43 protein-coding genes are annotated in these 25,844 nt (G+C 36.3%); 2 read left to right on the top strand and 41 right to left on the bottom strand.

The features are described 5' to 3' along the window. Nucleotides 1-268: 268 nt before the first annotated feature. Nucleotides 269-511, bottom strand: coding sequence for a hypothetical protein (locus GW534_RS10455; RefSeq protein WP_161920961.1), 243 nt, complete (start codon nt 509-511; stop codon nt 269-271). 142 nt (nt 512-653) lie between these two features. Here GW534_RS10455 and GW534_RS10450 point away from each other — a divergent pair, with 142 nt between their 5' ends. After that, nucleotides 654-1,403 carry a polysaccharide deacetylase family protein gene (locus GW534_RS10450; protein WP_161920960.1) on the top strand — a complete coding sequence of 250 codons (750 nt, stop codon included), beginning with the start codon at nt 654-656 and terminating at the stop codon, nt 1,401-1,403. 59 nt (nt 1,404-1,462) lie between these two features. Here the strand turns inward: GW534_RS10450 and GW534_RS10445 are convergent, their stop codons facing one another. Continuing rightward, nucleotides 1,463-2,113: a KinB-signaling pathway activation protein gene (locus GW534_RS10445; RefSeq protein WP_161920959.1), complete on the bottom strand. Its 651-nt coding sequence runs from the start codon at nt 2,111-2,113 to the stop codon at nt 1,463-1,465. Between the two features lie 183 nt (nt 2,114-2,296). Here GW534_RS10445 and gerD point away from each other — a divergent pair, with 183 nt between their 5' ends. Then, nucleotides 2,297-2,866, top strand: coding sequence for a spore germination lipoprotein GerD (gene gerD / locus GW534_RS10440; RefSeq protein ID WP_161920958.1), 570 nt, complete (start codon nt 2,297-2,299; stop codon nt 2,864-2,866). 42 nt (nt 2,867-2,908) lie between these two features. Here gerD and GW534_RS10435 read toward each other — a convergent pair whose 3' ends face one another. The 39 genes from GW534_RS10435 to rpsJ all read right to left on the bottom strand — a co-directional run bounded on the left by GW534_RS10435 (nt 2,909) and on the right by rpsJ (nt 25,549). Further along, a complete protein-coding gene (locus GW534_RS10435; protein WP_161920957.1) occupies nt 2,909-3,979 on the bottom strand; it encodes an Mrp/NBP35 family ATP-binding protein in 1,071 nt (356 codons plus the stop codon). A gap of 284 nt (nt 3,980-4,263) precedes the next feature. Further along, nucleotides 4,264-5,001, bottom strand: a complete 738-nt coding sequence (gene cwlD / locus GW534_RS10430) for an N-acetylmuramoyl-L-alanine amidase CwlD (RefSeq protein ID WP_161920956.1) — start codon at nt 4,999-5,001, stop codon at nt 4,264-4,266. A gap of 70 nt (nt 5,002-5,071) precedes the next feature. Next, entirely contained in the window at nt 5,072-5,527 is a 456-nt protein-coding gene (locus GW534_RS10425; protein ID WP_161920955.1) for a DUF2521 family protein, read from the bottom strand. Nucleotides 5,528-5,704: 177 nt separating this feature from the next. Then, complete coding sequence (locus tag GW534_RS16705; protein WP_281351996.1) at nt 5,705-5,827, bottom strand: hypothetical protein; 123 nt, start codon at nt 5,825-5,827, stop codon at nt 5,705-5,707. An 865-nt stretch (nt 5,828-6,692) separates the two neighbouring features. After that, complete coding sequence (gene rpsI, locus GW534_RS10415) at nt 6,693-7,085, bottom strand: 30S ribosomal protein S9 (RefSeq protein ID WP_161920953.1); 393 nt, start codon at nt 7,083-7,085, stop codon at nt 6,693-6,695. A gap of 21 nt (nt 7,086-7,106) precedes the next feature. Beyond that, nucleotides 7,107-7,544 carry a 50S ribosomal protein L13 gene (gene rplM / locus GW534_RS10410; RefSeq protein WP_161920952.1) on the bottom strand — a complete coding sequence of 146 codons (438 nt, stop codon included), beginning with the start codon at nt 7,542-7,544 and terminating at the stop codon, nt 7,107-7,109. A gap of 168 nt (nt 7,545-7,712) precedes the next feature. Then, complete coding sequence (gene truA / locus GW534_RS10405) at nt 7,713-8,450, bottom strand: tRNA pseudouridine(38-40) synthase TruA (protein ID WP_161920951.1); 738 nt, start codon at nt 8,448-8,450, stop codon at nt 7,713-7,715. 48 nt (nt 8,451-8,498) lie between these two features. Then, nucleotides 8,499-9,296: an energy-coupling factor transporter transmembrane component T family protein gene (locus GW534_RS10400; RefSeq protein WP_161920950.1), complete on the bottom strand. Its 798-nt coding sequence runs from the start codon at nt 9,294-9,296 to the stop codon at nt 8,499-8,501. Continuing rightward, on the bottom strand, nt 9,293-10,165 hold the full coding sequence (locus GW534_RS10395; RefSeq protein WP_161920949.1) for an energy-coupling factor ABC transporter ATP-binding protein: 873 nt from the start codon (nt 10,163-10,165) through the stop codon (nt 9,293-9,295). The genes GW534_RS10400 and GW534_RS10395 overlap by 4 nt, the downstream gene beginning before the upstream one ends. Next, nucleotides 10,141-10,980 (bottom strand): energy-coupling factor ABC transporter ATP-binding protein, encoded by an 840-nt coding sequence (locus GW534_RS10390; protein ID WP_161920948.1) that lies wholly within the window; start codon nt 10,978-10,980, stop codon nt 10,141-10,143. Before GW534_RS10390 ends, GW534_RS10395 begins: the two co-directional genes overlap by 25 nt. A gap of 406 nt (nt 10,981-11,386) precedes the next feature. Beyond that, nucleotides 11,387-11,746 (bottom strand): 50S ribosomal protein L17, encoded by a 360-nt coding sequence (rplQ, locus tag GW534_RS10385; RefSeq protein ID WP_161920947.1) that lies wholly within the window; start codon nt 11,744-11,746, stop codon nt 11,387-11,389. A 38-nt stretch (nt 11,747-11,784) separates the two neighbouring features. Then, nucleotides 11,785-12,729, bottom strand: coding sequence for a DNA-directed RNA polymerase subunit alpha (locus GW534_RS10380; RefSeq protein ID WP_161920946.1), 945 nt, complete (start codon nt 12,727-12,729; stop codon nt 11,785-11,787). Nucleotides 12,730-12,889: 160 nt separating this feature from the next. Then, nucleotides 12,890-13,279 carry a 30S ribosomal protein S11 gene (gene rpsK / locus GW534_RS10375; RefSeq protein ID WP_033827266.1) on the bottom strand — a complete coding sequence of 130 codons (390 nt, stop codon included), beginning with the start codon at nt 13,277-13,279 and terminating at the stop codon, nt 12,890-12,892. Between the two features lie 22 nt (nt 13,280-13,301). Continuing rightward, a complete protein-coding gene (rpsM, locus tag GW534_RS10370) occupies nt 13,302-13,667 on the bottom strand; it encodes a 30S ribosomal protein S13 (RefSeq protein WP_161920945.1) in 366 nt (121 codons plus the stop codon). A 21-nt stretch (nt 13,668-13,688) separates the two neighbouring features. Next, on the bottom strand, nt 13,689-13,802 hold the full coding sequence (gene rpmJ / locus GW534_RS10365; protein ID WP_161920944.1) for a 50S ribosomal protein L36: 114 nt from the start codon (nt 13,800-13,802) through the stop codon (nt 13,689-13,691). Between the two features lie 29 nt (nt 13,803-13,831). Beyond that, nucleotides 13,832-14,050, bottom strand: a complete 219-nt coding sequence (infA, locus tag GW534_RS10360; RefSeq protein ID WP_161920943.1) for a translation initiation factor IF-1 — start codon at nt 14,048-14,050, stop codon at nt 13,832-13,834. A gap of 356 nt (nt 14,051-14,406) precedes the next feature. Beyond that, nucleotides 14,407-15,057, bottom strand: coding sequence for an adenylate kinase (locus tag GW534_RS10355; RefSeq protein WP_161920942.1), 651 nt, complete (start codon nt 15,055-15,057; stop codon nt 14,407-14,409). A gap of 72 nt (nt 15,058-15,129) precedes the next feature. Then, complete coding sequence (secY, locus tag GW534_RS10350) at nt 15,130-16,419, bottom strand: preprotein translocase subunit SecY (RefSeq protein WP_161920941.1); 1,290 nt, start codon at nt 16,417-16,419, stop codon at nt 15,130-15,132. After that, nucleotides 16,419-16,859: a 50S ribosomal protein L15 gene (gene rplO, locus GW534_RS10345; protein WP_161920940.1), complete on the bottom strand. Its 441-nt coding sequence runs from the start codon at nt 16,857-16,859 to the stop codon at nt 16,419-16,421. Before rplO ends, secY begins: the two co-directional genes overlap by 1 nt. A gap of 32 nt (nt 16,860-16,891) precedes the next feature. Beyond that, complete coding sequence (rpmD, locus tag GW534_RS10340; RefSeq protein ID WP_161920939.1) at nt 16,892-17,074, bottom strand: 50S ribosomal protein L30; 183 nt, start codon at nt 17,072-17,074, stop codon at nt 16,892-16,894. 11 nt (nt 17,075-17,085) lie between these two features. Further along, a complete protein-coding gene (rpsE, locus tag GW534_RS10335) occupies nt 17,086-17,586 on the bottom strand; it encodes a 30S ribosomal protein S5 (RefSeq protein WP_161920938.1) in 501 nt (166 codons plus the stop codon). 20 nt (nt 17,587-17,606) lie between these two features. Then, on the bottom strand, nt 17,607-17,969 hold the full coding sequence (gene rplR / locus GW534_RS10330) for a 50S ribosomal protein L18 (protein ID WP_161920937.1): 363 nt from the start codon (nt 17,967-17,969) through the stop codon (nt 17,607-17,609). 31 nt (nt 17,970-18,000) lie between these two features. After that, the gene (rplF, locus tag GW534_RS10325; RefSeq protein WP_161920936.1) at nt 18,001-18,540 is read right to left on the bottom strand and encodes a 50S ribosomal protein L6; all 540 of its coding nucleotides are present in this window, start codon (nt 18,538-18,540) and stop codon (nt 18,001-18,003) included. A 26-nt stretch (nt 18,541-18,566) separates the two neighbouring features. Continuing rightward, entirely contained in the window at nt 18,567-18,965 is a 399-nt protein-coding gene (gene rpsH / locus GW534_RS10320; RefSeq protein WP_161920935.1) for a 30S ribosomal protein S8, read from the bottom strand. A gap of 31 nt (nt 18,966-18,996) precedes the next feature. After that, nucleotides 18,997-19,182 carry a type Z 30S ribosomal protein S14 gene (locus GW534_RS10315; protein WP_161920934.1) on the bottom strand — a complete coding sequence of 62 codons (186 nt, stop codon included), beginning with the start codon at nt 19,180-19,182 and terminating at the stop codon, nt 18,997-18,999. A gap of 24 nt (nt 19,183-19,206) precedes the next feature. Next, complete coding sequence (gene rplE / locus GW534_RS10310) at nt 19,207-19,746, bottom strand: 50S ribosomal protein L5 (RefSeq protein WP_161920933.1); 540 nt, start codon at nt 19,744-19,746, stop codon at nt 19,207-19,209. 28 nt (nt 19,747-19,774) lie between these two features. Further along, nucleotides 19,775-20,083, bottom strand: a complete 309-nt coding sequence (gene rplX / locus GW534_RS10305) for a 50S ribosomal protein L24 (RefSeq protein ID WP_161920932.1) — start codon at nt 20,081-20,083, stop codon at nt 19,775-19,777. Between the two features lie 38 nt (nt 20,084-20,121). Continuing rightward, nucleotides 20,122-20,490, bottom strand: a complete 369-nt coding sequence (rplN, locus tag GW534_RS10300; protein ID WP_161920931.1) for a 50S ribosomal protein L14 — start codon at nt 20,488-20,490, stop codon at nt 20,122-20,124. A gap of 39 nt (nt 20,491-20,529) precedes the next feature. Next, nucleotides 20,530-20,793 carry a 30S ribosomal protein S17 gene (gene rpsQ, locus GW534_RS10295; RefSeq protein WP_161920930.1) on the bottom strand — a complete coding sequence of 88 codons (264 nt, stop codon included), beginning with the start codon at nt 20,791-20,793 and terminating at the stop codon, nt 20,530-20,532. 21 nt (nt 20,794-20,814) lie between these two features. Beyond that, nucleotides 20,815-21,015: a 50S ribosomal protein L29 gene (rpmC, locus tag GW534_RS10290; RefSeq protein WP_161920929.1), complete on the bottom strand. Its 201-nt coding sequence runs from the start codon at nt 21,013-21,015 to the stop codon at nt 20,815-20,817. After that, complete coding sequence (gene rplP, locus GW534_RS10285; protein ID WP_161920928.1) at nt 21,005-21,439, bottom strand: 50S ribosomal protein L16; 435 nt, start codon at nt 21,437-21,439, stop codon at nt 21,005-21,007. The genes rpmC and rplP overlap by 11 nt, the downstream gene beginning before the upstream one ends. 2 nt (nt 21,440-21,441) lie before the next feature. Beyond that, on the bottom strand, nt 21,442-22,098 hold the full coding sequence (gene rpsC, locus GW534_RS10280) for a 30S ribosomal protein S3 (protein ID WP_161920927.1): 657 nt from the start codon (nt 22,096-22,098) through the stop codon (nt 21,442-21,444). Nucleotides 22,099-22,101: 3 nt separating this feature from the next. Next, nucleotides 22,102-22,443: a 50S ribosomal protein L22 gene (gene rplV, locus GW534_RS10275; protein WP_161920926.1), complete on the bottom strand. Its 342-nt coding sequence runs from the start codon at nt 22,441-22,443 to the stop codon at nt 22,102-22,104. 17 nt (nt 22,444-22,460) lie between these two features. Further along, on the bottom strand, nt 22,461-22,739 hold the full coding sequence (rpsS, locus tag GW534_RS10270) for a 30S ribosomal protein S19 (protein ID WP_161920925.1): 279 nt from the start codon (nt 22,737-22,739) through the stop codon (nt 22,461-22,463). 60 nt (nt 22,740-22,799) lie between these two features. Continuing rightward, on the bottom strand, nt 22,800-23,630 hold the full coding sequence (gene rplB, locus GW534_RS10265) for a 50S ribosomal protein L2 (protein WP_161920924.1): 831 nt from the start codon (nt 23,628-23,630) through the stop codon (nt 22,800-22,802). A gap of 25 nt (nt 23,631-23,655) precedes the next feature. Next, nucleotides 23,656-23,940 carry a 50S ribosomal protein L23 gene (rplW, locus tag GW534_RS10260; RefSeq protein WP_161920923.1) on the bottom strand — a complete coding sequence of 95 codons (285 nt, stop codon included), beginning with the start codon at nt 23,938-23,940 and terminating at the stop codon, nt 23,656-23,658. After that, entirely contained in the window at nt 23,940-24,563 is a 624-nt protein-coding gene (gene rplD, locus GW534_RS10255) for a 50S ribosomal protein L4 (RefSeq protein ID WP_161920922.1), read from the bottom strand. The genes rplW and rplD overlap by 1 nt, the downstream gene beginning before the upstream one ends. A gap of 27 nt (nt 24,564-24,590) precedes the next feature. Next, nucleotides 24,591-25,220, bottom strand: a complete 630-nt coding sequence (gene rplC, locus GW534_RS10250) for a 50S ribosomal protein L3 (protein WP_161920921.1) — start codon at nt 25,218-25,220, stop codon at nt 24,591-24,593. Between the two features lie 20 nt (nt 25,221-25,240). After that, nucleotides 25,241-25,549, bottom strand: coding sequence for a 30S ribosomal protein S10 (gene rpsJ / locus GW534_RS10245; RefSeq protein WP_161920920.1), 309 nt, complete (start codon nt 25,547-25,549; stop codon nt 25,241-25,243). Nucleotides 25,550-25,844 lie beyond the last annotated feature (295 nt).

Below are 25,844 nucleotides of genomic sequence, written 5' to 3'. Positions count from 1 at the left end.
ATTAAAACGCTTTGTCTTGTTCAGTTTTCAAGGTTCAATAACTACCCTTTGAAGTAGCTTAGTTATTTTATAACATTCTATTTTGGATGTCAACAATTTTTTCAACAAAATGTTTTTTATTTTTTAAAGTGACTTTATCTAAGTTAACACTTTTAATATTCTTTGTCAAACATTTTTTAAACATTTTTTTATTTAACTTTACGAAATTACTTTTCGTATAAGCGACGATAATTAATATAACACGAACTATTATACACGTCAACAGCTTTTAAGAATTTATCTTTAAAATATCATCATTATATTTTGATTTTCTTATATATGGTATACATTCATTTGGTGGTGCAATCCTTTTAAATAACGAAAATAACAAATGATATCTTTCCTCCATTGCATATTTGACAACAACGTTAATTCGCTCATCAGAAAAATCCATTAGTAGTTCATCCATTTCTCTCTTTAACAAATAAATTAACTCTTCCGCTTCTTTTTTGTTAATCATTATACCAATCATGACATCACCTCTTTTTTTGATTATTATTTTTCTTTTCGTTCAATTTTATAACCATTTTTCGTAAGTTTTCTCTTTTTTCTCTGACATATTTAGTGCCTTCATGACATAGGTTAAAGTAGACGAGTATGGACGAGGTGGTATAATGAACTATTTTTTTATACTAAATGGTAAGAAAATTAAACAGTATTTAATTATATTTTTAACAGCTTTTGTTACAGCTTGGTTTATTTATATTCAAAATATACAGTTCTCCGTATTTTCAACAGAAGATGGTCCTAAAGCTTTTTATAAAGGAAAGAACGGTGTTGCTTTGACCTTTAATATTGCTTGGGGTGATTCTAAAGCAGAACCTATTCTTGATATATTAAAAAAGGAAAATGTAAAATCAGCTACCTTTTTTCTTTCCGGGTCTTGGGTAGAAAACCATCCCCATATTGCCGAAAAAATTGTTGAACAAGGGTATGATATCGGGCTGCTAGGTTATGAGTATTTAGATTATGAAGAAGAAGATAATGAGAAAATTAGAAGAGATATATTAAGGGCTGAAGAGGTTTTTAAAAAGTTAGGGATTAACCATAAAAAAATGTTAAGGGCACCAAATGGGCATTTCGATGAACGATTAATAACGATTGCAGATCAACTAGGTTATACTGTTGTTCATTGGAGTATCGATTCACAAGATTGGAAACTACCTGGCGTTGAAAGAATTTTAAAAAACACAGCAAAGGCGAAAAAGGGAGATATTATTCTATTGCACGCTTCTGATTCCGCTACCCAAACGGCCGTTTCCTTACCTAAAATTATTAAAATGCTTAACGATGAAAAGTTACCATTAACAACTATTTCAGAAATGATGATTGAAGGGAAGGCAAACACAAAAGAAATAAATTGAGGGTCGTAAACAGACGACCCTTTTTCCTCTCCTATTGAAACCTATCTCAATTTAAATGTTTATTTAGCAACTGCTTCCTGTTCTTTCCGCTTCTTTAACTCCATTCTCTCCTTTTTGGACTGCTCCAAATATTTAGGTAAGGATAATAATTGATAGGCGTTACAAACTAATAATGGGATAAGCATTAAATAAAACCAATCTTGGGCATTTGTTCGAAGTACTGGTACCCATTCCAAAATTGTTGCACAAACCATAAAAAACAGCGCTGGTATAAAGGTTTTTCGATTATTAGACTGCTTTGCTTTTAAATATGCAATTACTGTACCTATTAAAAACAGAAATAATGCGATAAGTACATAAGCCCAAATCGATTCTCCTTCATTTGCAAAAGCATTGTACCGTAAATAGACAAGGTCAAATAATACGAAAGCAATCACGACAACTTGAACCGGATTCCACAACGAACGGAAAAAGCCTAAACCAAAACGATGAACAGTTAAATACGCAAAATACCCCATTTGGCTTAATGTCGCAAAAATCGCGCCGATTCCAATAAACCATAGGGTTGTCATTCCAATTTCACTAAACTCAAGATTGTAAAATAAATGCTTATAATCATTCCAACGAACAGCAAATCCTGTAACAACACCTATACCAATCCCGATTAATAAAGTATGAAAGTAAAACCGCACCCAGTTTCTAAAGTTCATCTATATCCCCCTTGTCCCATCTATCGAATCAAACTTTTTAAAATTAAAAATATTTAACAAATTTGTATAACTTGATTGTATCAACCAGAACTTGAAAAATCTACCCTTTTGCTATTATGGAATATTTTTTTATAAAAACCCTCATTCTAATAATAGATAAGCGAAAGAAAGGAGCTTTTTAAGATGAAAAAAGTAACTATAGCGCTCCTATTAACGAGTATCTTCATATATTTAGCTGCCTGTTCAACTCAAGATTCAAGTTCGGTAAATATGGAATATGAAGAAACTAAAAAAATGATTGTTGATATATTAAAAACAGAAGATGGGAAAAAGGCGCTAAAAGAAGTATTATCAGAAGATGAATTTAAAGCGCAATTAGCAATTGATAATAGTGTTGTTACTGAATCAATCCAATCTACGCTCGTATCAGATAAAGGAAAAGAGTTTTGGAAGAAGGCCTTTGAAGATCCAGAGTTTGCCAAAACATTTGCAACAAGTATGGAGGAAGAAAATCAAAAATTAATGAAAAGTTTGATGAACGATCCAGAATATCGCTCGAAAGTCGTTGAACTCCTCCATGAACCAGAACTTGAAAAAGAGTTGGCCGATTTGTTAAAAGGAAATGAATACCGAGAACATTTAAAGACAGTTATATCAGAGACAATTGAAAGTCCTCTCTATCAGGCAAAAATCCAAGAGATATTATTAAAAGCTGCAAGTGAACAAGGAAAGGAAAAAGAAGAAGGAAAATAGCCATTTAAAAAGGCTGACTCAAAAAGTTCAGCCTTTTTCTTTCTATTTATTATTTATTTTGTTTTCAAACTTATCTGCAATTTTTTCCGCAATTTTGAAATAGATTTTTCCAATCGGATGTTTAATTTGATAAATTGCCGGTGCAAAGTCATCTTCGTCCCAATCTGGTTGTCCAAGTGGAATTTGACCTAGTAATGGAACTTTTAATTCTTCAGCTAACTTTTCTCCGCCACCTTGGCCAAAGATATAAGCCTTTTCACCTGTTTTTCTACTTTCATAATAAGACATATTCTCTATAACACCGAGAACTTGGTGATTTGTTTGAATCGCCATCGCTCCTGCACGCGCTGCAACAAACGCTGCTGTCGGATGTGGTGTTGTCACAATGATTTCTTTACTTGTCGGTAACATTTGATGCACATCTAGAGCTACGTCTCCTGTACCCGGAGGTAAATCTAGAAGTAAGAAGTCTAAATCATCGCCCCACTCTACTTCTGTAAAGAAGCTCGTTAACATTTTTCCTAACATCGGTCCTCTCCAAATAACAGGGGCATTTTCCTCTACAAAGAATGCCATTGAAATAACCTTTACACCATGGCGAATAACAGGGAAAATTTTATCTCCGCGAACGACAGGTCGATCTACAATCCCCATCATATCAGGAACACTAAATCCATATATATCCGCATCAATTAACCCAACTTTTTTACCCATCCGTGCTAAGTTTACTGCCAAGTTAACAGATACGGTTGATTTACCAACGCCACCTTTACCACTTGCTATGGCAATTACTACTGTTTTATTGCTTGGTAAAAGACCATTATTATTTTCAGGTCCCTCTGGACGGAATTTTTCTATCGTTTCTTCTGGTAATTCAGTAAAACGAATTCCAACCGTAGCAAATCCAGATTCTTTTAATTTATCTACGACTTTTTGTTGAATTTGAAATTGTTCACTCGTCCCTGTTTTTGCAATAGCTAACTTCACACTAATATGTTTTTTATCTTCTTTAATCGAAACTTCAATAACACCGTCAGTTTCTTTTAAAGTCTTATGTAATATTGGATCTTGAAAATTGCCTAATAACTCCCTAACTTCGTTCTCAGTTAACATGTTTTTCGCCCCTTTAACTAGTTGTCCAAGTTTATTATAAAACAATTTACAACAATACAGAAATTATATGTATTATTTAATTAGAAAGGGAAAGCAACTTTTTATCCTTTTAAATAATTTTCTAAAAAAATGTTTCATGTGTAACATCTCACATTTTCACATCAAAAGCTCTTATATAATCATCAACTTTAGACTTAAAATGTAATAAATCTTTTTATCAGAAAAAAACTGCCCAATACATCCGAACACTAATTTCGTATCAGCATTGGACAGCATAAACAGTTTTAGTCCTCATTTTTTTCCATTTTTAATCGGTTTTTCTTTTCGTCAGTAAAATATCGCATAATGCCTTTATATATCGAGATAGCTACTTTTTCTTGATATTCGTCCTTTTGCAATAAATCCCGTTCAGTTGGATTTGATAAAAATCCTATTTCTACAAGAGCTCCCGGTTTTTCGACGGTCTTTAATAAGTAAACGTGATTGATTGGCTTTGCTTTCCGATTCGTATTTTGGAGGTTATCAATTAATTCGTCTTGAATTAATTCAGCTGCAATTTTATTTTCGATAAATTTTTCATGATAAAAGGTTTGTGCACCATGCCAACGGGAAGATGGAATTGCATTTAAATGAATGCTAATATAAAAGTCAGCATGGGAGTCATTAATTAATTTTGCCCGTCGTTGGAGGTCTTCCGTTTTTCTACGACTTAAACCTTTCGTGTGTTGATCTGCTAAATCATGGTCATATTCTCTTGTCATTAAAACTAATGCTCCTTGTTGTTGCAAATAATCCCGCAATTTTAATGAAACTGATAAAGCAATGTCCTTTTCTATTGCTTTCCCACTATCCGCTCCACCATCTGGACCACCATGTCCTGGGTCAATATAAATAATTTTTCCGGATAAAGGTAGGCTCCATGAATCCCATGTGTACTGATCTAAAAAGCGGGATTGTATAAGAAAAGCAAAAATACCAATAATGATTACAACTGAGCCGACTGCAATCCACCTTTTACTCATTGCCCAACCCCCTTGCTCGTCCTATACAACTATATGGGGCTAGGCTTCGTTTTAGAACTTTAAATTGATTTTAATGAATTCGCATTTTATATTTCATCTTTCCTTTATGAAAGCCTTCAGAAAACCAGTGATCTACAAATTGACCACATGCTGATTTTATTGATTCCATCGCTTCATTTGGGATATTCCCCCAAAAGCATATAAATTCAAATAAAGCTGTAGAAAAATTATTTAATTCTTCTTGGGATCGATATTTTATCTCTCCAAACGGCTCTCCGTAATACCCTACACGACTATACCGACTTCCTAACAAATATACTTCTAATGCAATATCATAACAACCTTCTTCAACTGCTTCATCAAATACCATTCCTACACCAGTTTGCATGTTACCAAAATATTGTTGGAAACTTTTTTTCAACAATGTGATGGAAAGTTCTCGTAAAACACTTCGTTCAAATTTAATCAGTTGCTCTCTTCTTCGTTTCATAAAACTTGTATCAATTTTCGTTGTATTGAAATCCAAACAAATCTCCCCCTTTTTCATATTGTTCGCATAAACCATACGAAACCGACAAAGAATTGTTGGAATACAAGGTAAAACTAGGGGAAAGGAAGTGCACATTATTAGATTATTGTTAGAAGGTCAATAACCACATACAACCCAAAAATGAGGAGGCTAAAATACACCTCCTCATTCCCACTAAACTTCGACCTCATCAAACTCTTTACTATACATTTGAATCGCTTGTTTTAATGTTCCCATAGTATCAATTTTTTCATGCAATTCAATACCTAACTCAACGATGGTATTTGTAATACCCATACACCTTACAAAATTCACCGCGATTCTTACATCATTTTCTGACATGATTGTAATTTTCCTATACATAGAATAATTATAATATATCGATATTTGTTTAGAAAGTGTAACCTTTGATATAAAGTAACAGGAATACTGTTTTATAATCCAATCGACTGTTATGATTGAATTAAAAATCGAGTAGGAGGGAGCGATTAACTCCCGTCCTCTCACACCACCGTACGTACGGTTCCGTATACGGCGGTTCAATTAAGATGATTGACGCAAGTCTTTATAACTTCCGTGAATAGCTGTTCTCTTTATGCCAGTGGTCACTCCACCCTCCAAGAGGTCCCCCACGGGATTCACCGCTTCCTTCCTCAAGTGAGGTACTACGTTTTCTGTGTTCATCATGACTCACTGAATGCCAAGGGCTATTCTCTCTTAATTGTTCGGACCTTCTTAGTTGTTCTAGACCAACTAATACTATGACCTCTGCTGACTTCTGACGGTTCAGCTACTTATCACTAAGTAGGTTATGAAGCGTACTTCACCTATCCGCCAGACCTCCCCGGGTAAGTACATGCACTTTCACACCATCTATCCGCCTCATTTACTCGATATGACCTTCGACAGAAAGAGCTTTGTTTTGTTTGGCAAACTCACTCAATCATACCTAGCCTTATATGAGGTTCGTGTTCCTCGGACCGGTGTTTTGCCTCCAGCTTCCTTCAGATTCCGCGTCACCACGGACACCCTTGCTCTTGGCTAACCTCTACTTCTGTCTTCGGGGTTCGGGACTTACACCTTATAGTTCATGTACATGCCGGGCGCACCAATAAAAAAACTCCCAACCAAATTGGTTGAGAGTTTTTGTAAACGCCAAAAATTAACGTTTTGAGAACTGTGGAGCTCTACGTGCACCTTTAAGACCGTATTTTTTACGTTCTTTCATACGAGGGTCACGAGTTAAGAATCCTGCACGTTTTAATACTGAACGATACTCAGGATCTACTTCTAATAATGCACGAGCAATACCGTGGCGGATTGCACCAGCTTGACCAGTGTAACCTCCACCTTTAACGTTTACTAATACATCATAGCTTCCTAAAGTTTCAGTAGCTACAAGTGGTTGTTTTACAACTTCACGTAAAGCTTCAAATGGAATGTAATCTTCTATATCACGTTTGTTGATAACGATTCTTCCGTCACCAGGAACTAAGCGAACACGTGCTACAGAACTTTTACGACGACCAGTTCCGTAATATTGTACTTTTGCCAAAATAATTTCCCTCCTCTAATATTAACCGCGCAACTCTAAAGTTTCAGGTTGTTGTGCTTGGTGTGGATGTTCTGATCCAGCATATACATGTAATTTTTTACCCATTTTACGTCCCAAAGAATTTTTTGGAAGCATGCCTTTAACAGCAAGTTCGATTAATCTTTCAGGATGTTTTTCAAGCATTTCACCAGCAGTTGTTTCTTTTAAACCGCCTGGGTAATGGCTATGACGGTAATAGATTTTGTCAGATAATTTTTTACCAGTTAATTTAATTTGCGATGCGTTTAAAATAATTACATGATCACCAGTATCAACATGTGGTGTGTAAGTTGGTTTGTGTTTACCGCGTAGGATAGAAGCTACTTCACTAGCTAGACGACCTAGTGTTTGACCAGCAGCGTCTACAACGTACCATTTGCGTTCTATTTCATTTGGCTTAGCCATATATGTTGTACGCATTATTTACTCCTCCTAAATTCAATCGATTGTTTATTTTCAACATAATAAGTTCCGGGGCTTATCATGGAAAAAACAATGTACCATTTGATATAATAACCTTTTAAGTATATAATGTCAAGAAAATCTTAGGCAACGTCGCCGCGTTTTTCATGGAGATTTTTACAAATATTAATAGTATACTTTATATAAATATAACCCTTGTCCTGGCGCTGTTTTTCCAGCTTTTGCTCGTTCTTTTGCCTGAATAATTTCAGGAATATCTTCAGGTTTTCTTTTTCCTATGCCAACCTCTAAAACTGTTCCTACAATAATCCGGACCATATTATATAAAAAACCATTCCCTCTAATTTTAAAAATGAGCTGTTCATGTTCCTCTACTATTTCAAAAGAAGAAATTGTCCGAACCCGGTCTTCTACTTCTGACTTTGCTGAGGAAAAGCTCGTAAAATCATGGGTACCTAAAAAGTAATGTTGTGCTTTTACCATTGCTTCAACATCTAATCCATATGGATAATGATGTGAATATTTACGTAAAAAAGGATTACGATTCGTTCCAGTATATACATAATAATGGTATTCCTTTTCTTGCGCTGAAAAACGTGCATGAAAGGTCGAATCAACTAATTCCGCAGACAAAACTGAAATATCCTCAGGTAGCTGGGTATTTAATGCACGTATCCATTGTTTCTCGTCTAAGGATAAATCCGTGTCAAAATGAAAAACTTGTCCTTTTGCATGTACCCCAGCATCTGTTCTACCCGAACCATGAATGCGAATAAACTCGCCTTTATGCATACGACTTAAAACTTTCTCAATTTCACCTTGAACTGTTCGTTTATTCGGTTGTACTTGAAAACCGGCAAATTCAGACCCATCATAACTAATGATACATTTTACTCTATTCATTGTATCATCCTAACATCTCATTTAATATAGGAAATAAAAAGCAAATTTTTAATTTCTAAGTAAGATCAATGTTACGGATAGTGCAATTAAAATGAGAAGTGCCAATGTATCACGTAAATCCCATTTTAATAAACGGTACTTTGTCCGTCCTTCACCACCACGATAACCTCGAGCTTCCATCGCTGTTGCTAACTCATCCGCCCGTTTAAAGGCATTAATAAATAGCGGGATTAGTAACGGGATTATTGCCTTCGCCCTCGTTGTTAAAGAACCTTCTGAAAAGTCAACGCCACGAGCTTGTTGAGCTTTCATAATTTTCTCTGTTTCATCCATTAATGTCGGAATGAAACGGAGTGCAATGGAAAGCATAAGTGCCAGTTCATGAACCGGAAACTTTAATTTTTTTAGTGGGTTTAACAAACTTTCTAACCCATCGGTAATTTCAATCGGTGTTGTCGTTAACGTTAATAAAGATGTAAACAAAATTAAAAAGAAAAAGCGTAAAGAAATATAAATTCCCTGTATTAGTCCACCTTCATAAATTTTTATAAAGCCCCAACTAACGAGAAGTTCTCCTTCTTTTGTAAAGAAAATGTGTAATAAAAAGGTAAATAAGATTAGCCAAAATAAAAAACGTAATCCTTTTATAATAAAGGAAATTTTTATATTGGATAGTAATAATGCAATAAATGTAAATACACCTAATAATCCGTATGTCATTGGATTATTTGCTAAAAAGACAACAAAAATAAATAAAAAAACAATAATGAGTTTTGCTCGGGGGTCCATTCGATGGATGACAGACTCTACAGGTATATAACGACCAAAGATCATTTTTTCCATCATTGGATATCACCCCGCTTTAAATAGGATAAAATGTTGTCAGTTAATTCATTAATGGATATACTCGGTTGTTTTCCTATTTGTGCACCAATTTTTTCTTCAAGTTTCAATTGAAAACGGATAGACTCTGGTACATCTAAACCTAACTTAATTAATTCTTCGGGTGAATCGAATATTTCTCGAGGTGTACCGTACTTATAAACGGTTCCTTTATGCATAACGATAATATGATCAGCATATTTTGATGCATCTTCCATACTATGAGTAACTAATACAATTGAGATACCATGTTGTTTATATAAAGAATAGAACATATCCATAATTTCTGTTCTACCCCTAGGATCCAATCCAGCTGTTGGTTCATCTAGAACAAGCACTTCCGGTTTCATTGCCAAAACTCCAGCAATCGCAATTCTACGCATTTGTCCACCGGATAAGTCAAATGGTGACTTTTGCAAAAACTCCTCATTTAACCCGACTTGCTTTAAGGCTTTTTTTGCCCGAATTTTTGCTTCCTCTTCAGATAACCCAAAGTTCATCGGACCAAAACATATATCCTTTTCCACTGTTTCTTCAAATAATTGATGTTCAGGAAATTGAAAAACGATGCCGACCTTTTTACGAATCGATTTTAACCCCTTTTTCTTTTTCTCTGAACCAATAACTAAATCACCAATTTGAATTTCACCGCTAGTAGGCTGTAGTAAACCATTAAAATGTTGTAATAATGTCGATTTTCCCGAACCAGTATGTCCGATGATGGCAGTATAACTATTTTCAGGAATGGTTATGTTTATATTATATAAGGCTCGTTTTTCAAATGGTGAATTTTTTTGATATACATATTCTAAATGTTTTGTTTTAATTTCCATATATAATCCACCAACTTCTCTTCCTGTAGTATATCTTTCGGAATATCATAACCATTCTCTCTTAAACTCTTTACTAACTTTGTTGTAAAAGGTATATCTAAACCTAGTTTTGTTAATTCATCATCCATCATAAAAATGTCTTCAGGAAGTCCTTCCCGATACACTTGACCTTTATTCATGACAATAATCCGGTCTGCCTTCGCAGCTTCATCTAAATCATGAGTTATTGAAATAATCGTTAAGTTTTCTTTGTTTTTTAGTTCACGGACAACTTCCAACACTTCATTACGCCCTCTTGGATCAAGCATTGATGTTGCCTCATCTAAAATGATGATTTTTGGGCGTAATGCCAAGACACTAGCAATCGCCACTCGCTGTTTTTGACCACCAGATAAATGGTGTGGCTCTTGATCAAGAAAATCGACCATATTCACATGACGTAATGCTTCATGAACTCGTTCTACCATCTCATCACGAGGAATACCGTGGTTTTCTAGACCAAAAGCCACATCATCTTGTACCGTCGTTCCAACAAACTGATTATCTGGATTTTGAAAAACCATCCCAACCTGGTCACGAATATCCCATACTAATTCCTCAGATAGTTTTAAATGATTTATATAAACGTCACCTTCTTCAGGAAATAAAAGCCCATTCATTAACTTAGCTAAAGTTGATTTTCCTGAACCATTGTGACCGACAATCGCTAACCATTCTCCTTCAAATACAGAAAAAGATACATTTTTTAGTGCATATGGTGCCTCTTCATCGTAACGGAAGGAAACATTATTAAATTGAACAAATTTATTCGCCATTCTAATCACCTACTCTCCCGGTCTTTAAAAACCGGCATTTCTCCTCTCGACTCATTTCTCTCTACATTCTAAACATTATCGGCTCCAAAGTAAAATAGAAGAATTGTTTAATAAAGGGAATGAATTATCGTTAGTATGAATAATTTAAGATAAGTTCAAACTTACGATACGATAAAAAACACAAACTCTATATATAAAAAAGCCTGCACCCTTCCTGTGCAGTCTTTTAAACAATATTCAAATGTAAAAGTAGGAAGGGTACTAGAGCTAGACAAAGGGCATAATTCCTTTATCGTAACACTCGCTTTTTTAAAGTTTGGCGTATTCTCGAATATTTAAAGAAAAAGGGCAACATAAACTGCCCTTTTTTCTTTAATAGCTAATTTAAGCAGTTAAACAATTTATATTAGTCAACAAATTCAATAACTGCCATTGGAGCACCGTCACCACGACGAGGACCCATTTTCATAATACGTGTATATCCACCTTGACGTTCTTCATAACGAGGTGCAATATCAGCGAATAATTTTTGTAAAGCATCTTGATTTGTTTCTTCGTTAGCAACTTCTTTACGAACGAAAGCAGCTGCTTGACGGCGTGCATGTAAATCGCCACGTTTACCTAACGTAACTAATTTTTCAACTACTGAACGTAGTTCTTTTGCACGTGCTTCAGTTGTTACAATACGCTCACTGATAATAAGATCCGTTGCTAAATCACGTAATAAGGCTTTACGTTGATCACTTGTACGTCCTAATTTTCTCAAGTTGTTTCCCTCCTTTTTGATGAAGTAAGTAGTGACTGTTAGTCATCTTTTCTTAATGAAAGGCCTAACTCAGCTAGTTTAGCTTTAACTTCATCTAGTGATTTCCGACCTAGATTTCGAACTTTCATCATATCTTCTTCTGTCTTGTTCGTTAATTCTTGGACAGTATTAATACCAGCCCGTTTTAGACAGTTGTAGGAACGAACAGATAAGTCAAGTTCTTCAATTGTCATTTCAAGAACTTTTTCTTTCTGATCTTCTTCTTTCTCAACCATGATTTCAGCATTTTGTGCTTCATCTGTTAAGTCTACAAAGATATTCAGATGTTCCATTAAAATTTTAGCTGCTAAAGATATAGCCTCTTTTGGACCGATACTACCATTTGTCCAAACTTCTAAAGTTAATTTATCAAAATCTGCCGACTGACCAATCCGAGTGTTTTCAACGAAATAAGATACGCGTGATACTGGTGTATAAATTGAATCAACTGGAATGACACCTATTGGTTGGTCATCACGTTTATTCTCATCTGCAACTTTATATCCGCGACCACGTTTAGCCGTAATGCGCATACGAAGTTTACCATTTGCTGCTAGTTCACAAATGTGCAAATCAGGATTCAAAATTTCAACATCACTGTCATGATTAATATCAGCTGCAGTGACGACACCTTCTCCACTCATATCAATTTCAAGTGTTTTTTCTTCGTCGGAATAAATCTTTAGTGCAAGATTTTTTAAGTTTAGAATAATTGTAGTTACATCCTCTACGACGCCTTCAATCGTTGAAAACTCATGTAGTACTCCATCTATTTGAATAGATGTAACAGCGGCACCAGGAAGTGAGGATAGCAGGATACGACGTAAGGAGTTACCCAAAGTTGTACCATATCCGCGTTCAAGCGGTTCTACTACGAATTTTCCATACGTGGCGTCATCGCTGATCTCAACTGTTTCAATTTTTGGTTTTTCAATTTCGATCATTCAAATTTACCCTCCTTCAAAACGTCGAAACCCCGGTAAAATAAGTTTCTACCGAAATTCCCCAGAGAAAGTATTCCCGTTAGTGCACAACAATCAATTTTTCTTTATATAGTGCATCATATCCCATTATAGACGTACGATGCTGGTTCTATACACAAAGTTACACACGACGACGTTTTGGTGGGCGGCATCCGTTATGTGGAACTGGTGTTACATCTTTAATAGCTGTTACCTCTAAACCTGCAGCTTGCAGAGCACGAATAGCAGCCTCACGACCAGCTCCAGGGCCTTTAACGTTAACTTCTAATGATCTCATACCATGTTCCATAGATGCTTTCGCAGCAGTTTCTGCAGCCATTTGTGCAGCAAATGGAGTAGATTTACGAGAACCTTTAAATCCTAATGCACCTGCACTTGACCAAGAAACAGCATTTCCATGAACATCTGTAATAGTAACAATTGTGTTGTTGAATGTAGAACGAATATGTGCTACTCCAGATTCAATATTCTTTTTCACACGACGTTTACGTGTATTAGTTTTACGAGCCACTCTAATTAACCTCCTTTACCTATTATTTTTTCTTATTCGCAACAGTTTTCTTAGGACCTTTACGTGTACGAGCATTGTTCTTAGTATTTTGTCCACGTACAGGTAAACCACGACGGTGACGTAATCCACGGTAAGAACCGATTTCCATTAAACGTTTAATGTTTAGGGAAACTTCACGACGTAAGTCACCTTCAACTTTTAATGTATCAACGATTTCACGAATTTTGTTTAATTCGTCTTCTGTAAGATCACGAACTCGTGTGTCTTCAGAAACACCTGCTTCAGCTAAGATTTTTTGAGCAGTTGGTTTACCAATTCCATAGATGTAAGTTAATGAAATAACTACACGTTTATCTCTAGGAATGTCTACACCTGCAATACGTGCCATATTAGTTGCACCTCCTTCGAATTATCCTTGTCTTTGTTTATGTTTAGGGTTTTCGCAAATAACCATAACTCTACCGCGTCTTTTAATGACTTTACATTTTTCGCAAATCGGTTTAACAGATGGTCTAACCTTCACTTGCTTCTACCTCCTTATCAGACGGAGCATTATTTAAAACGATACGTAATTCTGCCTCTCGTCAAGTCATATGGTGATAACTCTACTGTAACTTTATCACCAGGTAATATACGAATAAAGTGCATACGAATTTTACCTGAGACATGGGCAAGTACTGTGTGTCCATTTTCCAACTCAACTTTAAACATTGCGTTTGGTAGAGTTTCGACAACAGTACCTTCGACTTCGATTACATCTTCTTTAGCCATTCAGCTCGTTCCCTCCTCCTCAGTCAAGTACATTTCACGGAAATGATTCGTTGCATATAGCAATTTATATAGTTACTCGACCGCATTGTACATTACTATTCTAAAATTCAGGGGAAACATAGTATTTATTGTGTAAGTGTGTTTGAGAACTAGTTATTCATAATATAGGAAAAAGATCATATAAAAAGAAAAATCCATCCTAAACAGATCTCATTTTTCATTATCACCGAAAATGAGGCAATTCAACACTACACAAATAATTATTATACATTTTTTTTATGAGAAATTCACGAAAAAAATGAAGTAGTTAACAGGAAAATTTTAACGTAATTGTTTTCCTATCGTTAACAACAAATTTATTTCAATTTACTCAAAAGAGCGTCAACATCTTGGAAAACTTGATCAATATGCTGTTGACCATCAACCGTTACTAAGTAACCTTTATCTTTGTAAAAGTCTAATAAAGGTTGCTGCTGTTTTAAGTTGACATCTAAACGATTTTCAACCGTTTCAGCATTATCATCAGCACGTTGATAAAGTTCACCGCCACATTTATCACAAACATTTTCTTTAGCAGGTGGATTGAATACGAGATGATAAGTAGAACCACATGATTTACAAATTCTTCTACCTGTTAAACGTTCCATAAGAATTTCTTTATTTACATGAATATTGATACAATAATCAAGCTTTTTATTCAAATCAGTTAAAATCTGCTCTAAACTTTCGGCTTGTGGAACTGTTCTTGGGAATCCATCAAGTAAGAATCCGTTGTTACAGTCTTCTTTTGATAGGCGTTCGCGTACAATTCCAATTGTAACTTCATCAGGAACGAGCTCACCTTTATCCATATAAGATTTAGCTTTTAAACCTAATTCTGTTTCATCTTTAACAGCTTGACGAAACATATCTCCTGTAGAAATATGAGGGATGTGATACTTTTCAACGATTTTTTCAGCTTGGGTACCTTTACCTGCTCCAGGTAATCCCATTAGAATTAAATTCATTTCAATATTCCCCCCTGATTGAGCCAGGGAAATTAGGATCTCCAGAAGGAGTCCTAAACCCTAAAGCCTAATTTATTTTATAAATCCTTTATAGTGACGTTTGACAAGTTGTGATTCTAGTTGTTTCATCGTATCCAATGCAACACCAATCACAATTAATAAACTTGTTCCTCCAATTTGAACACTGGCAGGGAGTCCAGCAACATTTGTAAAGAACACTGGCAAAATCGCGACAACAGCTAAGAAAATTGCACCTACAAATGTTAGACGATATAAAACACCAGTAAAGTATTCCTGTGTTTGTTTACCAGGTCTACGTCCAGGTACATATCCGCCTTGTGTTTTTAAATTTTCAGCTAACTGTTCAGGGTTCACTTGAACAAACGCATAGAAATATGTGAATGCAATAACTAGAATAGCATAAAAGGCCATTCCAAACGGATGTGAATAGTCAAACCATTCGATTACCCATTGAGCTACTGCATGATCACGGAAAAATCCTGCAATCGTTGGCGGTGTAATTAGAAATGAAATAGCAAAGATTATCGGAATAACCCCAGCAGAGTTCACTTTTAACGGTATATGAGAGGAATTTCCTCCAATTGAACTGCTGCCTTGAACACGTTTTGCATATTGAATCGGGATTTTACGAATAGCTTGCTGCACAAAAATTACACCAACAATAATCGCTAAAATTAATAGTAAAAGTAGAGCTACGATAACGATTCGAATGAATAGTTGGTCTCCAGCATTTGCAAATTGTGATAAGTAAACTTGATTAATCATTGAAGGTATTGCAGCAACAATACCACCAAAGATTATAATCGAAATACCGTTACCAACACCTTTTTCAGTAATCGTTTCACCTAACCATACTAAAAACGCTGTACCTGCTGTTAATACAAGAGCTATTAAAAGGTGGTTACCAAATGAAGTATCTTCAATTAGAAGCCCGCCGGCAATAGCATTGAAGCCATAAGACATAGCAAGTCCTTGAATAAAGGCAATTACAATCGTTGCGTAACGTGTAATTTGAGCTATTTTCTTACGGCCAACCTCACCTTGTTTTCTCCATTCTACAAACTTCGGTACAACATCCATTTGCAATAACTGCATAATAATAGATGCTGTAATGTAAGGCATAATACCAGCTGCAAAGATGGAGAAGTTTTGTAAGGCGCCACCACCAAAGATGTTTAACACACCGAAGGCACTTTGTGTTCCGAAATTTAAAACATCTGCATTAACACCTGGTACAGGTATAAATGTACCAATACGGAATACGATCAACATTAATAGAGTAAAAATGATTTTATTCCGTAAATCGGGTACACGCATAAAATTGGAGAAAGCACGGAACATTAGATCACCTCAGTTTGGCCACCTGCAGCTTCAATTGCTTCTTTAGCAGCAGCGGAGAATTTATGAGCTTTAACAGTAAGCTTTTTCTCTAATTTACCATTAGCTAAGATTTTAATCCCGGATTTTTCTTTTCTTACAATACCTGTTTCGATTAGTAGTTCAGGAGTAACTTCCGTTCCGTCCTCGAAGCGATTTAATGTATCTAAATTCACGATTGCAAATTCTTTACGATTGATGTTTGTAAAACCACGTTTTGGTAAACGTTGGAATAAAGGCATTTGTCCACCTTCAAAACCTGGTCTTACTCCACCGCCAGAACGAGCATTTTGACCTTTATGACCACGTGTACTTGTTTTACCGTGACCACTTCCCGTACCACGACCTACACGTTTGCGGCTTTTACGAGCACCTTCGTTTAATTTAAGTTCATGAAGTTTCACTTTTGGCACCTCCTTTTTTGTGTTAATAAGAATTATTGTTCTTTAACAGAAACTAAATGTGATACTTTATTAATCATACCACGAATAGCTGGGTTATCTTCTTTAACAACAGTTTGATGTAATTTACGTAAGCCTAATGCTTTAACCGTATCTTTTTGATCTTGCGGACGACCAATAGTGCTGCGAGTGAGGGTAATTTCAAGTTTTTTCGCCATGTTTTTCCCTCCTAACCTAACAATTCTTCAACTGTTTTATTACGTAATTTTGCAACTTCTTCAGCACGTTTTAAGTTTTTAATACCTTCAAATGTTGCACGAACCATGTTAATTGGAGTGTTTGAACCATGGTTTTTGGTTAAGATATCACCGATACCAGCTAATTCTAGTACCGCACGAACAGGACCACCAGCAATAACTCCTGTACCTTCGTGAGCAGGTTTTAATAATACTCTACCTGCACCAAAACGACCAATGATTTCATGTGGAATTGTTGTACCTACACGTGGTACTTCAATTAGATTTTTCTTCGCATTTTCTACTGCTTTACGGATCGCATCTGGAACCTCTTGTGCCTTTCCAGTACCGAAACCTACATGGCCATTTTTATCGCCTACTACTACCAATGCGGTAAAACGCATACGGCGTCCACCTTTAACAACTTTAGAAACGCGGTTAATCGTAACAACACGCTCTTCAAGCTCAAGTCTTGATGGGTCAATACGACGCATTATTTTCCCTCCTTTTTGTATTAGAATTCTAATCCTGTTTCACGAGCAGCATCTGCTAATGCTTTAATACGACCATGGTATAAATAACCACTACGATCAAATACTACAGATTTGTAGCCTTTATCAATTGCTCGTTTAGCAACTAATTCGCCTACTTTTGCAGCTGCTTCAGCATTACTTGCAGATTCAACAGTAATTTCTTTATCTAAAGTTGATGCACTAACAAGTGTTACACCATTCGTATCATCAATCAATTGTGCATAGATATGTTTATTTGAACGGTAAACTGAAAGTCTTGGACGTTCAGGAGTACCGGATATTTTAGCACGAACACGCGCATGTCTTTTCTTACGTACCGCATTTTTATCTGGTTTTGTAATCATGATTGTCACTCCTTTCTAAACCCTTTTAGGCTTATTTACCAGTTTTACCTTCTTTACGACGTACATATTCACCTTCATAACGAATACCTTTACCTTTATATGGCTCAGGTGGACGTACTTGACGAATGTTGGCTGCAAGAGCACCTACTTTTTCTTTATCGAAACCTTTAACAACGATTTTTGTGTTAGCAGGAACTTCGATTTCTATACCAGCTTCAGGTGTAAACTCAACAGGATGAGAGTAGCCAACGTTTAATACAAGCTTGTTACCTTGTTTTTGTGCACGGTAACCTACCCCGATCAGCTCAAGAGTTTTCTCAAAACCTTTAGATACTCCTTCTACCATGTTTGCTAGGTTCGCTCTTGTTGTACCATGAATCGTACGATGTTCTTTAGAGTCAGAAGGACGTGTAACCGTGATTACATTATCCTCGATAGAAATGTTCATATCTTTATTAAATTCGCGTGTTAATTCACCTTTAGGCCCTTTTACAGTTACTACATTATTATCAGCTACAGTTACTGTAACGCCTGCAGGAATTTCGATTGGCTTCTTACCAATACGTGACATACATTACACCTCCATTCAACATTAAATTACCAAACGTAAGCTAAAACTTCTCCGCCTACTTTTTGTGCACGAGCTTCTTTATCTGTCAATACACCACTAGATGTAGATAGTATCGCAATACCTAGACCGTTCAATACTTTAGGTACTTCATCAGCTTTTGCATATACACGTAAACCAGGCTTAGAGATTCTTTTTAGACCAGTAATTACACGTTCATTATTTGGACCGTATTTTAAGAAGATACGGATAATACCTTGTTTATTGTCTTCGATATATTCAGCATCACGGATGAAACCTTCACGTTTAAGGATTTCAACGATATCCTTTTTAAGTTTTGATGCTGGAACTTCTAAACTTTCATGACGTACCATGTTTGCATTACGGATACGTGTTAAAAGATCTGCAATCGGATCTGTCATTACCATATGTTTTTACCTCCTTCCCAAGACTGTTTTATTACCAGCTTGCTTTTTTAACACCAGGGATTTGACCTTTATATGCTAATTCACGGAAACAAATTCGACATAATTTGAATTTGCGATAAACGGAATGCGGACGGCCACAGCGTTCACAACGTGTATATTCTTGTACTTTAAATTTTTGTTTGCGCTTTTGTTTCGCGATCATTGATTTTTTTGCCACGATTTCGCCTCCTTTATATATTGATTACTTTTTAAACGGCATACCTAATTGAGCTAATAACTCACGAGACTCTTCGTCTGTATTTGCTGTTGTTACAATAACAATATCCATACCGCGTACTTTTGAAACTTTATCGTAATCAATTTCAGGGAAAATCAGTTGTTCTTTAATACCTAATGTGTAGTTACCTCTTCCATCGAAAGCATTTTTAGAAATGCCACGGAAGTCACGTACACGTGGTAATGATACTGAAACAAGTTTATCTAAAAAGTCATACATCCGTTCTCCACGAAGTGTAACTTTACATCCGATTGGCATACCTTCACGCAAACGGAATCCAGCGATTGATTTTTTAGCTCTTGTTACAACTGGTTTTTGACCTGTAATTAAAGATAATTCTTCAACAGCCATATCTAAGTTTTTTGCATTTTGAACTGCGTCACCAACACCCATGTTGACAACTATTTTTTCTACTTTAGGAACTTGCATTACAGATTTGTAATTGAATTTTTCCATTAAACTTGGAACAACTTCTTTTAAATATTTTTCTTTTAGGCGGTTCATCTGGTGTACCTCCCTTCTTCACTTTGGATTAATCTAATACCGCACCTGATTTTTTAGCAATACGTACTTTTTTACCGTCTTCTATTTTATAACCAACACGAGTTGGTTCACCTGTTTTTGGATCAATAACCATTACGTTAGAAACATGAATTGGAGCTTCAACTTCGATAATTCCACCTTGTGGATTTTCTTGTGAAGGTTTTGCATGTTTCTTAACGATATTAACACCTTCAACGATTACACGATCTTTTTTAGGTAAAGCTTTTAAGATAACACCTGTTTTACCTTTGTCTTTACCAGTGATAACTTTAACCTTGTCACCTTTTTTCACATGCATAGTTCGCACCTCCCTGCATGGCATAAAGCTAAATTTAATTACAATACTTCTGGAGCTAATGAAACGATTTTCATGAAGTTGTTGTCACGTAATTCACGTGCAACAGGTCCGAAAATACGTGTTCCACGTGGGCTCTTGTCATCACGAATAATTACACATGCATTTTCATCAAATCGAATATAAGTTCCGTCATTACGACGCACACCGCGTTTTGTCCGAACAACTACAGCTTTAACAACGTCTCCTTTTTTAACAACGCCTCCTGGTGTTGCAGATTTTACAGTTGCAACAACTACATCACCAATATTAGCGTATTTACGACCGGAGCCACCTAAAACTTTAATAGTCAACACTTCACGCGCACCTGAGTTATCAGCTACTTTCATACGTGATTCCTGTTGAATCATACCGTTAACCTCCTTTCGGAATAAACACTTTTACATTTATTAAATAACAACAGATTTTTCAACGATTTTAACTAAACGAAAACGTTTTGTTGCAGATAGTGGACGAGTTTCCATGATCTGAACAATATCGCCAATTTTCGCTTCGTTCATTTCATCATGAGCTTTATATTTCTTAGAATATTTTACACGTTTACCATAAAGAGGATGTTTCTTATATGTTTCAACTAAAACGGTAATGGTTTTATCCATTTTGTCTGAAACAACACGCCCTGTGTAAACTTTACGTTGGTTGCGTTCACTCATTACCTTACCTCCTCTCGAGCATTAGTTATTTATACCGATCTCACGTTCACGAATTACAGTTTTCATACGAGCAATGGATTTACGAACTTCACGAATACGAGCAGTATTTTCAAGTTGACCAGTCGCCAATTGGAAACGTAGGTTGAATAGTTCTTCTTTTAATGATTTGATTTTTTGTTCAATTTCGGCAGTGGTTAAATCACGGATTTCTTTAGCCTTCATTTACTTCACCACCAATTTCTTCTCTTTTTACGAATTTAGTTTTAACTGGAAGTTTGTGAGCTGCAAGACGGAACGCTTCACGCGCTACCTCTTCTGATACACCAGCGATTTCAAACATAACTTTTCCAGGTTTAACAACTGCTACCCATCCTTCTGGAGCACCTTTACCGGAACCCATACGAACTTCAAGTGGTTTTGCAGTATAAGGTTTGTGAGGGAAAATACGAATCCAAACTTTTCCTCCACGTTTCATATAACGAGTCATTGCAATACGTGCAGCTTCGATTTGACGGTTAGTAACCCAAGATGAACTTTGAGCTTGAAGACCAAATTCACCGAAGTTAACTTCTGTACCACCTTTAGCGCGTCCACGCATTTTACCACGATGTTGACGACGATACTTAACACGTTTAGGCATTAACATAGTTATTTTCCTCCTTCCTCGGATTTTTTCTTAGTTGGAAGGACTTCGCCACGATAAATCCATACTTTGACACCTAATTTACCGTAAGTAGTGTCAGCTTCTGCGTGTGCATAGTCAATATCAGCACGCAAAGTATGAAGTGGAACTGTTCCTTCGCTATAATGTTCAGCACGAGCGATATCTGCTCCGCCTAGACGACCAGAAACTTGTGTTTTAATACCTTTCGCACCTGCACGCATAGTTCTTTGGATTGCTTGTTTTTGTGCACGACGGAAAGATACACGGTTCTCTAATTGACGAGCGATATTTTCAGCAACTAATTTTGCATCAAGATCAGCTTTTTTAATTTCAACAATGTTGATATGAACCCTTTTACCAGTTAAAGCGTTAAGTGATTTACGAAGTGCTTCTACTTCTGAACCACCTTTACCGATTACCATACCTGGTTTTGCTGTATGGATTGTGATGTTCACGCGGTTTGCAGCGCGTTCAATCTCAACTCCTGATACAGAAGCGTCTTTTAAACGGTTCTCAATGTATTCACGAATTTTAATGTCTTCATGTAAAAGATCTGCATAGTTTTTATCAGCGTACCATTTAGATTCCCAATCACGGATAATCCCGACACGCATACCAATAGGATTAACTTTTTGACCCACTAATTATCCCTCCTTCTTTTCAGATACCACGATTGTGATGTGGCTAGTACGTTTGTTGATTTGTGTCGCACGACCTTGAGCACGTGGACGGTAACGTTTCAATGTTGGCCCTTCATCAACGAAAGCTTTAGAAACAACTAAGTTATTAACGTCCATTTCATAGTTATGCTCTGCATTGGCAATTGCAGATTTTAATACTTTTTCCACAATTGGAGATGCAGCTTTAGGCGTATGTTTTAAGATTGCGATTGCTTCGCCTACTTCTTTGCCGCGAATTAAATCAATAACTAAGCGAGCTTTACGAGGCGCAATACGAACTGTTTTCGCTACAGCTTTTGCTTCCATGGATTTGCCCTCCTCTCTTAACGTCTTGTTTTCTTATCATCAGCAGCATGACCTCTATACGTACGCGTTGGCGCGAACTCACCAAGTTTGTGTCCTACCATATCTTCAGTAATGTATACAGGTACATGTTTGCGTCCATCATAAACAGCGATTGTATGACCAATAAACGATGGGAAAATTGTTGAACGACGTGACCAAGTTTTAATCACTTGTTTCTTACCACTTTCGTTTAATGCCTCTACTTTTTTCATTAAATGATCATCTACAAAAGGTCCTTTTTTTAAGCTACGACCCATGAGTGAACCTCCCTTCGTGATTGCCCTACGGTTCTACGATTGAACCGTAGCCCAATCAGATTATTTTTTACGACGACGAACGATAAATTTATCAGATTTATTGTTTTTCTTACGAGTTTTAAGACCAAGTGTTGGTTTGCCCCAAGGAGTAACTGGAGATTTACGTCCGATTGGTGCTCTACCTTCACCACCACCGTGTGGGTGATCGTTAGGGTTCATTACAGAACCACGAACAGAAGGACGTTTACCTAACCAACGAGAACGACCTGCTTTACCAATGTTGATAAGTTCGTGTTGTTCGTTACCAACTTGACCTACAGTTGCACGGCAAGTAGCTAGGATCATACGAACTTCACCAGAAGCAAGACGTACTAATACGTATTTACCTTCTTTACCAAGTACTTGAGCACTTGTACCAGCAGAACGAACTAATTGTCCACCTTTACCTGGTTTTAACTCAATGTTATGAACAAAAGTACCAACTGGAATATTTGCTAATGGTAATGCATTACCTACTTTAATATCCGCTTCTGGACCAGACATAATATCTGTTCCTACTTTAAGTCCTTTTGGAGCTAAGATATAACGTTTTTCACCATCATGATAATGGATTAATGCAATATTTGCAGAACGGTTTGGATCATATTCGATAGTGGCAACGCGTCCTGGTATGCCATCTTTATCACGCTTAAAATCAATTAGACGATATTGGCGTTTGTGACCTCCGCCTTTATGACGAACTGTGATTCTACCTTGACTGTTACGGCCTGCCTTTTTGTTTAAAGGACGTAATAATGTTTTTTCTGGTTGATCTGTAGTTATCTCAGCAAAATCAGAAACTGTCATATTACGACGACCGTTTGAGGTAGGTTTATAATGTTTAATCGCCATTATATTTCCCTCCTTTTCTTATTCATTACGCATTAAAAATTTCAATTTCTTTACTATCTTCAGTTAAAGTAACGATCGCTTTACGACGTTTATTAGTATAACCAGCGTATCTACCCATTCTTTTGAACTTACCTTTGTAGTTCATAATGTTAACTTTTTCAACTTTAACACCAAAGATTTCTTCAACAGCTTGTTTTACCTCTGTTTTGTTTGCTCTTACGTCTACTTCAAACGTATATTTACGGTCGTTTAAAACATTCATAGAGCGTTCAGTAATTACGGGGCGCTTGATTACATCACGTGCATCCATTATGCTAGCACCTCCTCTACTTTTTCAACAGCGTCTTTTGTCATGATTAACTTATCATGACCTAATACATCAATTACATTGAATTCATTAGCTGCAACAACTGTTACACCTGGAATGTTACGTCCTGATAAGAACACATTTTCATTGTCAGCTGTAGTAACAACTAATGCTTTAGAATCAACTGATAAGTTTTTAAGTACCGCAACAAATTCTTTTGTTTTTGGTGCTTCGAATTTTAAATCTTCAAGTACAACTAAACTGTTTTCTTGTACTTTTGTTGATAACGCAGATTTAATAGCTAAGCGACGAACTTTCTTAGGAAGTTTGTATGCATAACTTCTTGGCACAGGACCAAATACTGTACCCCCTCCGCGCCATTGTGGTGAACGAATAGAACCTTGACGTGCACGACCAGTACCTTTTTGTCTCCATGGTTTACGTCCGCCACCACGAACTTCAGAACGGTTTTTTGTTTTGTGTGTACCTTGTCTAGCAGAAGCGCGCAATGCAATTACAGCCTCAGCCATTACATGATTATTTGGTTCAATACCGAAAATAGAATCATTAAGTTCAATTTCGCCTACTTGTGAACCAGTTTGGTTGTATAATGTTACTTTTGGCATTCCTTTTGTCCTCCTTTCCTAAAATAATTATTTTGCTTTAACAGCAGTTCTAATTTTCAAGTATGATTTTTTAGGACCAGGAACGTTTCCTTTGATTAGAAGCAGGTTACGTTCTGTATCAACTTTAACGATTTCAAGGTTTTGAATAGTTACACGTTCTCCACCCATACGTCCAGGTAATGCTTTAGATTTGAATACTCTTGCTGGATCAACAGGTCCCATTGAACCGGGGCGACGATGGTAACGAGAACCGTGAGACATAGGTCCACGTCCTTGTCCGTGACGCTTAATTGAGCCTGCAAATCCTTTACCTTTTGATACTCCTGTTACATCAACGATACTTCCGTCTTCGAAAATATCAACTTTGACTTCTTGACCAAGTTCGTACTCGTCTACGTTTACATCTCTAATTTCACTGATGAAGCGCTTAGGAGTGGTATTTGCTTTTTCAACATGTCCTTTTTCGGGTTTGTTCGCTAATTTTTCGCGTTTTTCACCATAACCTAATTGGATAGCATTATATCCGTCTGTTTCAACAGTTTTCTTTTGAAGTACAACGTTAGGTGATACTTCAACTACTGTTACAGGGATTAAGTCACCATTTTCAAGGAAAATTTGAGTCATACCAATTTTTCTACCTAAGATTCCTTTGGTCATCAGTCACACCTCCTAATAATTTATAATTTAATCTCGATATCCACACCAGATGGTAAATCTAAACGCATTAACGCATCTACAGTTTGTGGAGTTGGGTTAATAATATCAATTAAACGTTTATGTGTGCGCATTTCAAATTGTTCACGAGAATCTTTATATTTATGAACCGCACGTAAGATTGTATATACACTTCTTTCTGTTGGAAGTGGAATCGGACCACTTACAGATGCACCAGAACGTTTTGCAGTTTCTACAATTTTTTCTGCAGATTGATCTAAAATTCGGTGATCAAATGCTTTTAATCGGATACGAATTTTTTGTTTTGCCATTATTTTCCCTCCTTTTCGCCTAATTACAAGACTTCTCCGTGAAAATTTCCTGCACACATGCCATGGCAAAGTGGCCGGGTGTGTCAGCAACCTTTCACTTCATCGCTATCAAAAGTCAACATTTAATATTATACATAAAAGACTCAGTTCATGCAACCTAAATCTTTTATATCATTAATTAACGCGGACTTTTATATTATACATATTTGTATAGGAGATTTCAACACGATTCCTTCTCGAACTTTTTGCGATGTACCTATTTTTATTGAACTGTCGAAAAAATATTGGGGTCTCC

Origin of the sequence: Pallidibacillus pasinlerensis (assembly GCF_009996845.1) — a bacterium.
Taxonomy (GTDB): Bacteria; Bacillota; Bacilli; order Bacillales; family Caldibacillaceae; genus Pallidibacillus; species Pallidibacillus pasinlerensis.
Note: the sequence above shows the minus strand (reverse complement) of the source record. Positions and strands in the feature narration are given on the sequence as shown.

Bases quoted from the DNA above. Each gene is read 5' to 3' on its own strand.
- GW534_RS10455 (WP_161920961.1), bottom strand. From the start codon at position 511: ATGATTGGTATAATGATTAACAAAAAAGAAGCGGAAGAGTTAATTTAT.
- GW534_RS10450 (WP_161920960.1), top strand. From the start codon at position 654: ATGAACTATTTTTTTATACTAAATGGTAAGAAAATTAAACAGTATTTA.
- GW534_RS10445 (WP_161920959.1), bottom strand. From the start codon at position 2,113: ATGAACTTTAGAAACTGGGTGCGGTTTTACTTTCATACTTTATTAATC.
- gerD (WP_161920958.1), top strand. From the start codon at position 2,297: ATGAAAAAAGTAACTATAGCGCTCCTATTAACGAGTATCTTCATATAT.
- GW534_RS10435 (WP_161920957.1), bottom strand. From the start codon at position 3,979: ATGTTAACTGAGAACGAAGTTAGGGAGTTATTAGGCAATTTTCAAGAT.
- cwlD (WP_161920956.1), bottom strand. From the start codon at position 5,001: ATGAGTAAAAGGTGGATTGCAGTCGGCTCAGTTGTAATCATTATTGGT.
- GW534_RS16705 (WP_281351996.1), bottom strand. From the start codon at position 5,827: ATGGGTATTACAAATACCATCGTTGAGTTAGGTATTGAATTGCATGAA.
- rplM (WP_161920952.1), bottom strand. From the start codon at position 7,544: ATGCGTACAACATATATGGCTAAGCCAAATGAAATAGAACGCAAATGG.
- truA (WP_161920951.1), bottom strand. From the start codon at position 8,450: ATGAATAGAGTAAAATGTATCATTAGTTATGATGGGTCTGAATTTGCC.
- GW534_RS10400 (WP_161920950.1), bottom strand. From the start codon at position 9,296: ATGATGGAAAAAATGATCTTTGGTCGTTATATACCTGTAGAGTCTGTC.
- GW534_RS10395 (WP_161920949.1), bottom strand. From the start codon at position 10,165: ATGGAAATTAAAACAAAACATTTAGAATATGTATATCAAAAAAATTCA.
- GW534_RS10390 (WP_161920948.1), bottom strand. From the start codon at position 10,980: ATGGCGAATAAATTTGTTCAATTTAATAATGTTTCCTTCCGTTACGAT.
- GW534_RS10380 (WP_161920946.1), bottom strand. From the start codon at position 12,729: ATGATCGAAATTGAAAAACCAAAAATTGAAACAGTTGAGATCAGCGAT.
- rpsM (WP_161920945.1), bottom strand. From the start codon at position 13,667: ATGGCACGTATTGCAGGTGTAGACATTCCTAGAGATAAACGTGTAGTT.
- infA (WP_161920943.1), bottom strand. From the start codon at position 14,050: ATGGCTAAAGAAGATGTAATCGAAGTCGAAGGTACTGTTGTCGAAACT.
- GW534_RS10355 (WP_161920942.1), bottom strand. From the start codon at position 15,057: ATGAATTTAATTCTAATGGGATTACCTGGAGCAGGTAAAGGTACCCAA.
- secY (WP_161920941.1), bottom strand. From the start codon at position 16,419: ATGTTCCGTGCTTTCTCCAATTTTATGCGTGTACCCGATTTACGGAAT.
- rpmD (WP_161920939.1), bottom strand. From the start codon at position 17,074: ATGGCGAAAAAACTTGAAATTACCCTCACTCGCAGCACTATTGGTCGT.
- rpsE (WP_161920938.1), bottom strand. From the start codon at position 17,586: ATGCGTCGTATTGACCCATCAAGACTTGAGCTTGAAGAGCGTGTTGTT.
- rplR (WP_161920937.1), bottom strand. From the start codon at position 17,969: ATGATTACAAAACCAGATAAAAATGCGGTACGTAAGAAAAGACATGCG.
- rplF (WP_161920936.1), bottom strand. From the start codon at position 18,540: ATGTCACGTATTGGTAAGAAGCCAATCGAAATTCCTGCAGGCGTTACA.
- rpsH (WP_161920935.1), bottom strand. From the start codon at position 18,965: ATGGTAATGACAGATCCGATTGCAGATCTTTTAACACGTATCCGTAAT.
- rplE (WP_161920933.1), bottom strand. From the start codon at position 19,746: ATGAACCGCCTAAAAGAAAAATATTTAAAAGAAGTTGTTCCAAGTTTA.
- rplX (WP_161920932.1), bottom strand. From the start codon at position 20,083: ATGCATGTGAAAAAAGGTGACAAGGTTAAAGTTATCACTGGTAAAGAC.
- rplN (WP_161920931.1), bottom strand. From the start codon at position 20,490: ATGATTCAACAGGAATCACGTATGAAAGTAGCTGATAACTCAGGTGCG.
- rpsQ (WP_161920930.1), bottom strand. From the start codon at position 20,793: ATGAGTGAACGCAACCAACGTAAAGTTTACACAGGGCGTGTTGTTTCA.
- rpmC (WP_161920929.1), bottom strand. From the start codon at position 21,015: ATGAAGGCTAAAGAAATCCGTGATTTAACCACTGCCGAAATTGAACAA.
- rplP (WP_161920928.1), bottom strand. From the start codon at position 21,439: ATGTTAATGCCTAAACGTGTTAAGTATCGTCGTCAACATCGTGGTAAA.
- rplV (WP_161920926.1), bottom strand. From the start codon at position 22,443: ATGGAAGCAAAAGCTGTAGCGAAAACAGTTCGTATTGCGCCTCGTAAA.
- rpsS (WP_161920925.1), bottom strand. From the start codon at position 22,739: ATGGGTCGTAGCTTAAAAAAAGGACCTTTTGTAGATGATCATTTAATG.
- rplB (WP_161920924.1), bottom strand. From the start codon at position 23,630: ATGGCGATTAAACATTATAAACCTACCTCAAACGGTCGTCGTAATATG.
- rplW (WP_161920923.1), bottom strand. From the start codon at position 23,940: ATGGATGCACGTGATGTAATCAAGCGCCCCGTAATTACTGAACGCTCT.
- rplD (WP_161920922.1), bottom strand. From the start codon at position 24,563: ATGCCAAAAGTAACATTATACAACCAAACTGGTTCACAAGTAGGCGAA.
- rplC (WP_161920921.1), bottom strand. From the start codon at position 25,220: ATGACCAAAGGAATCTTAGGTAGAAAAATTGGTATGACTCAAATTTTC.
- rpsJ (WP_161920920.1), bottom strand. From the start codon at position 25,549: ATGGCAAAACAAAAAATTCGTATCCGATTAAAAGCATTTGATCACCGA.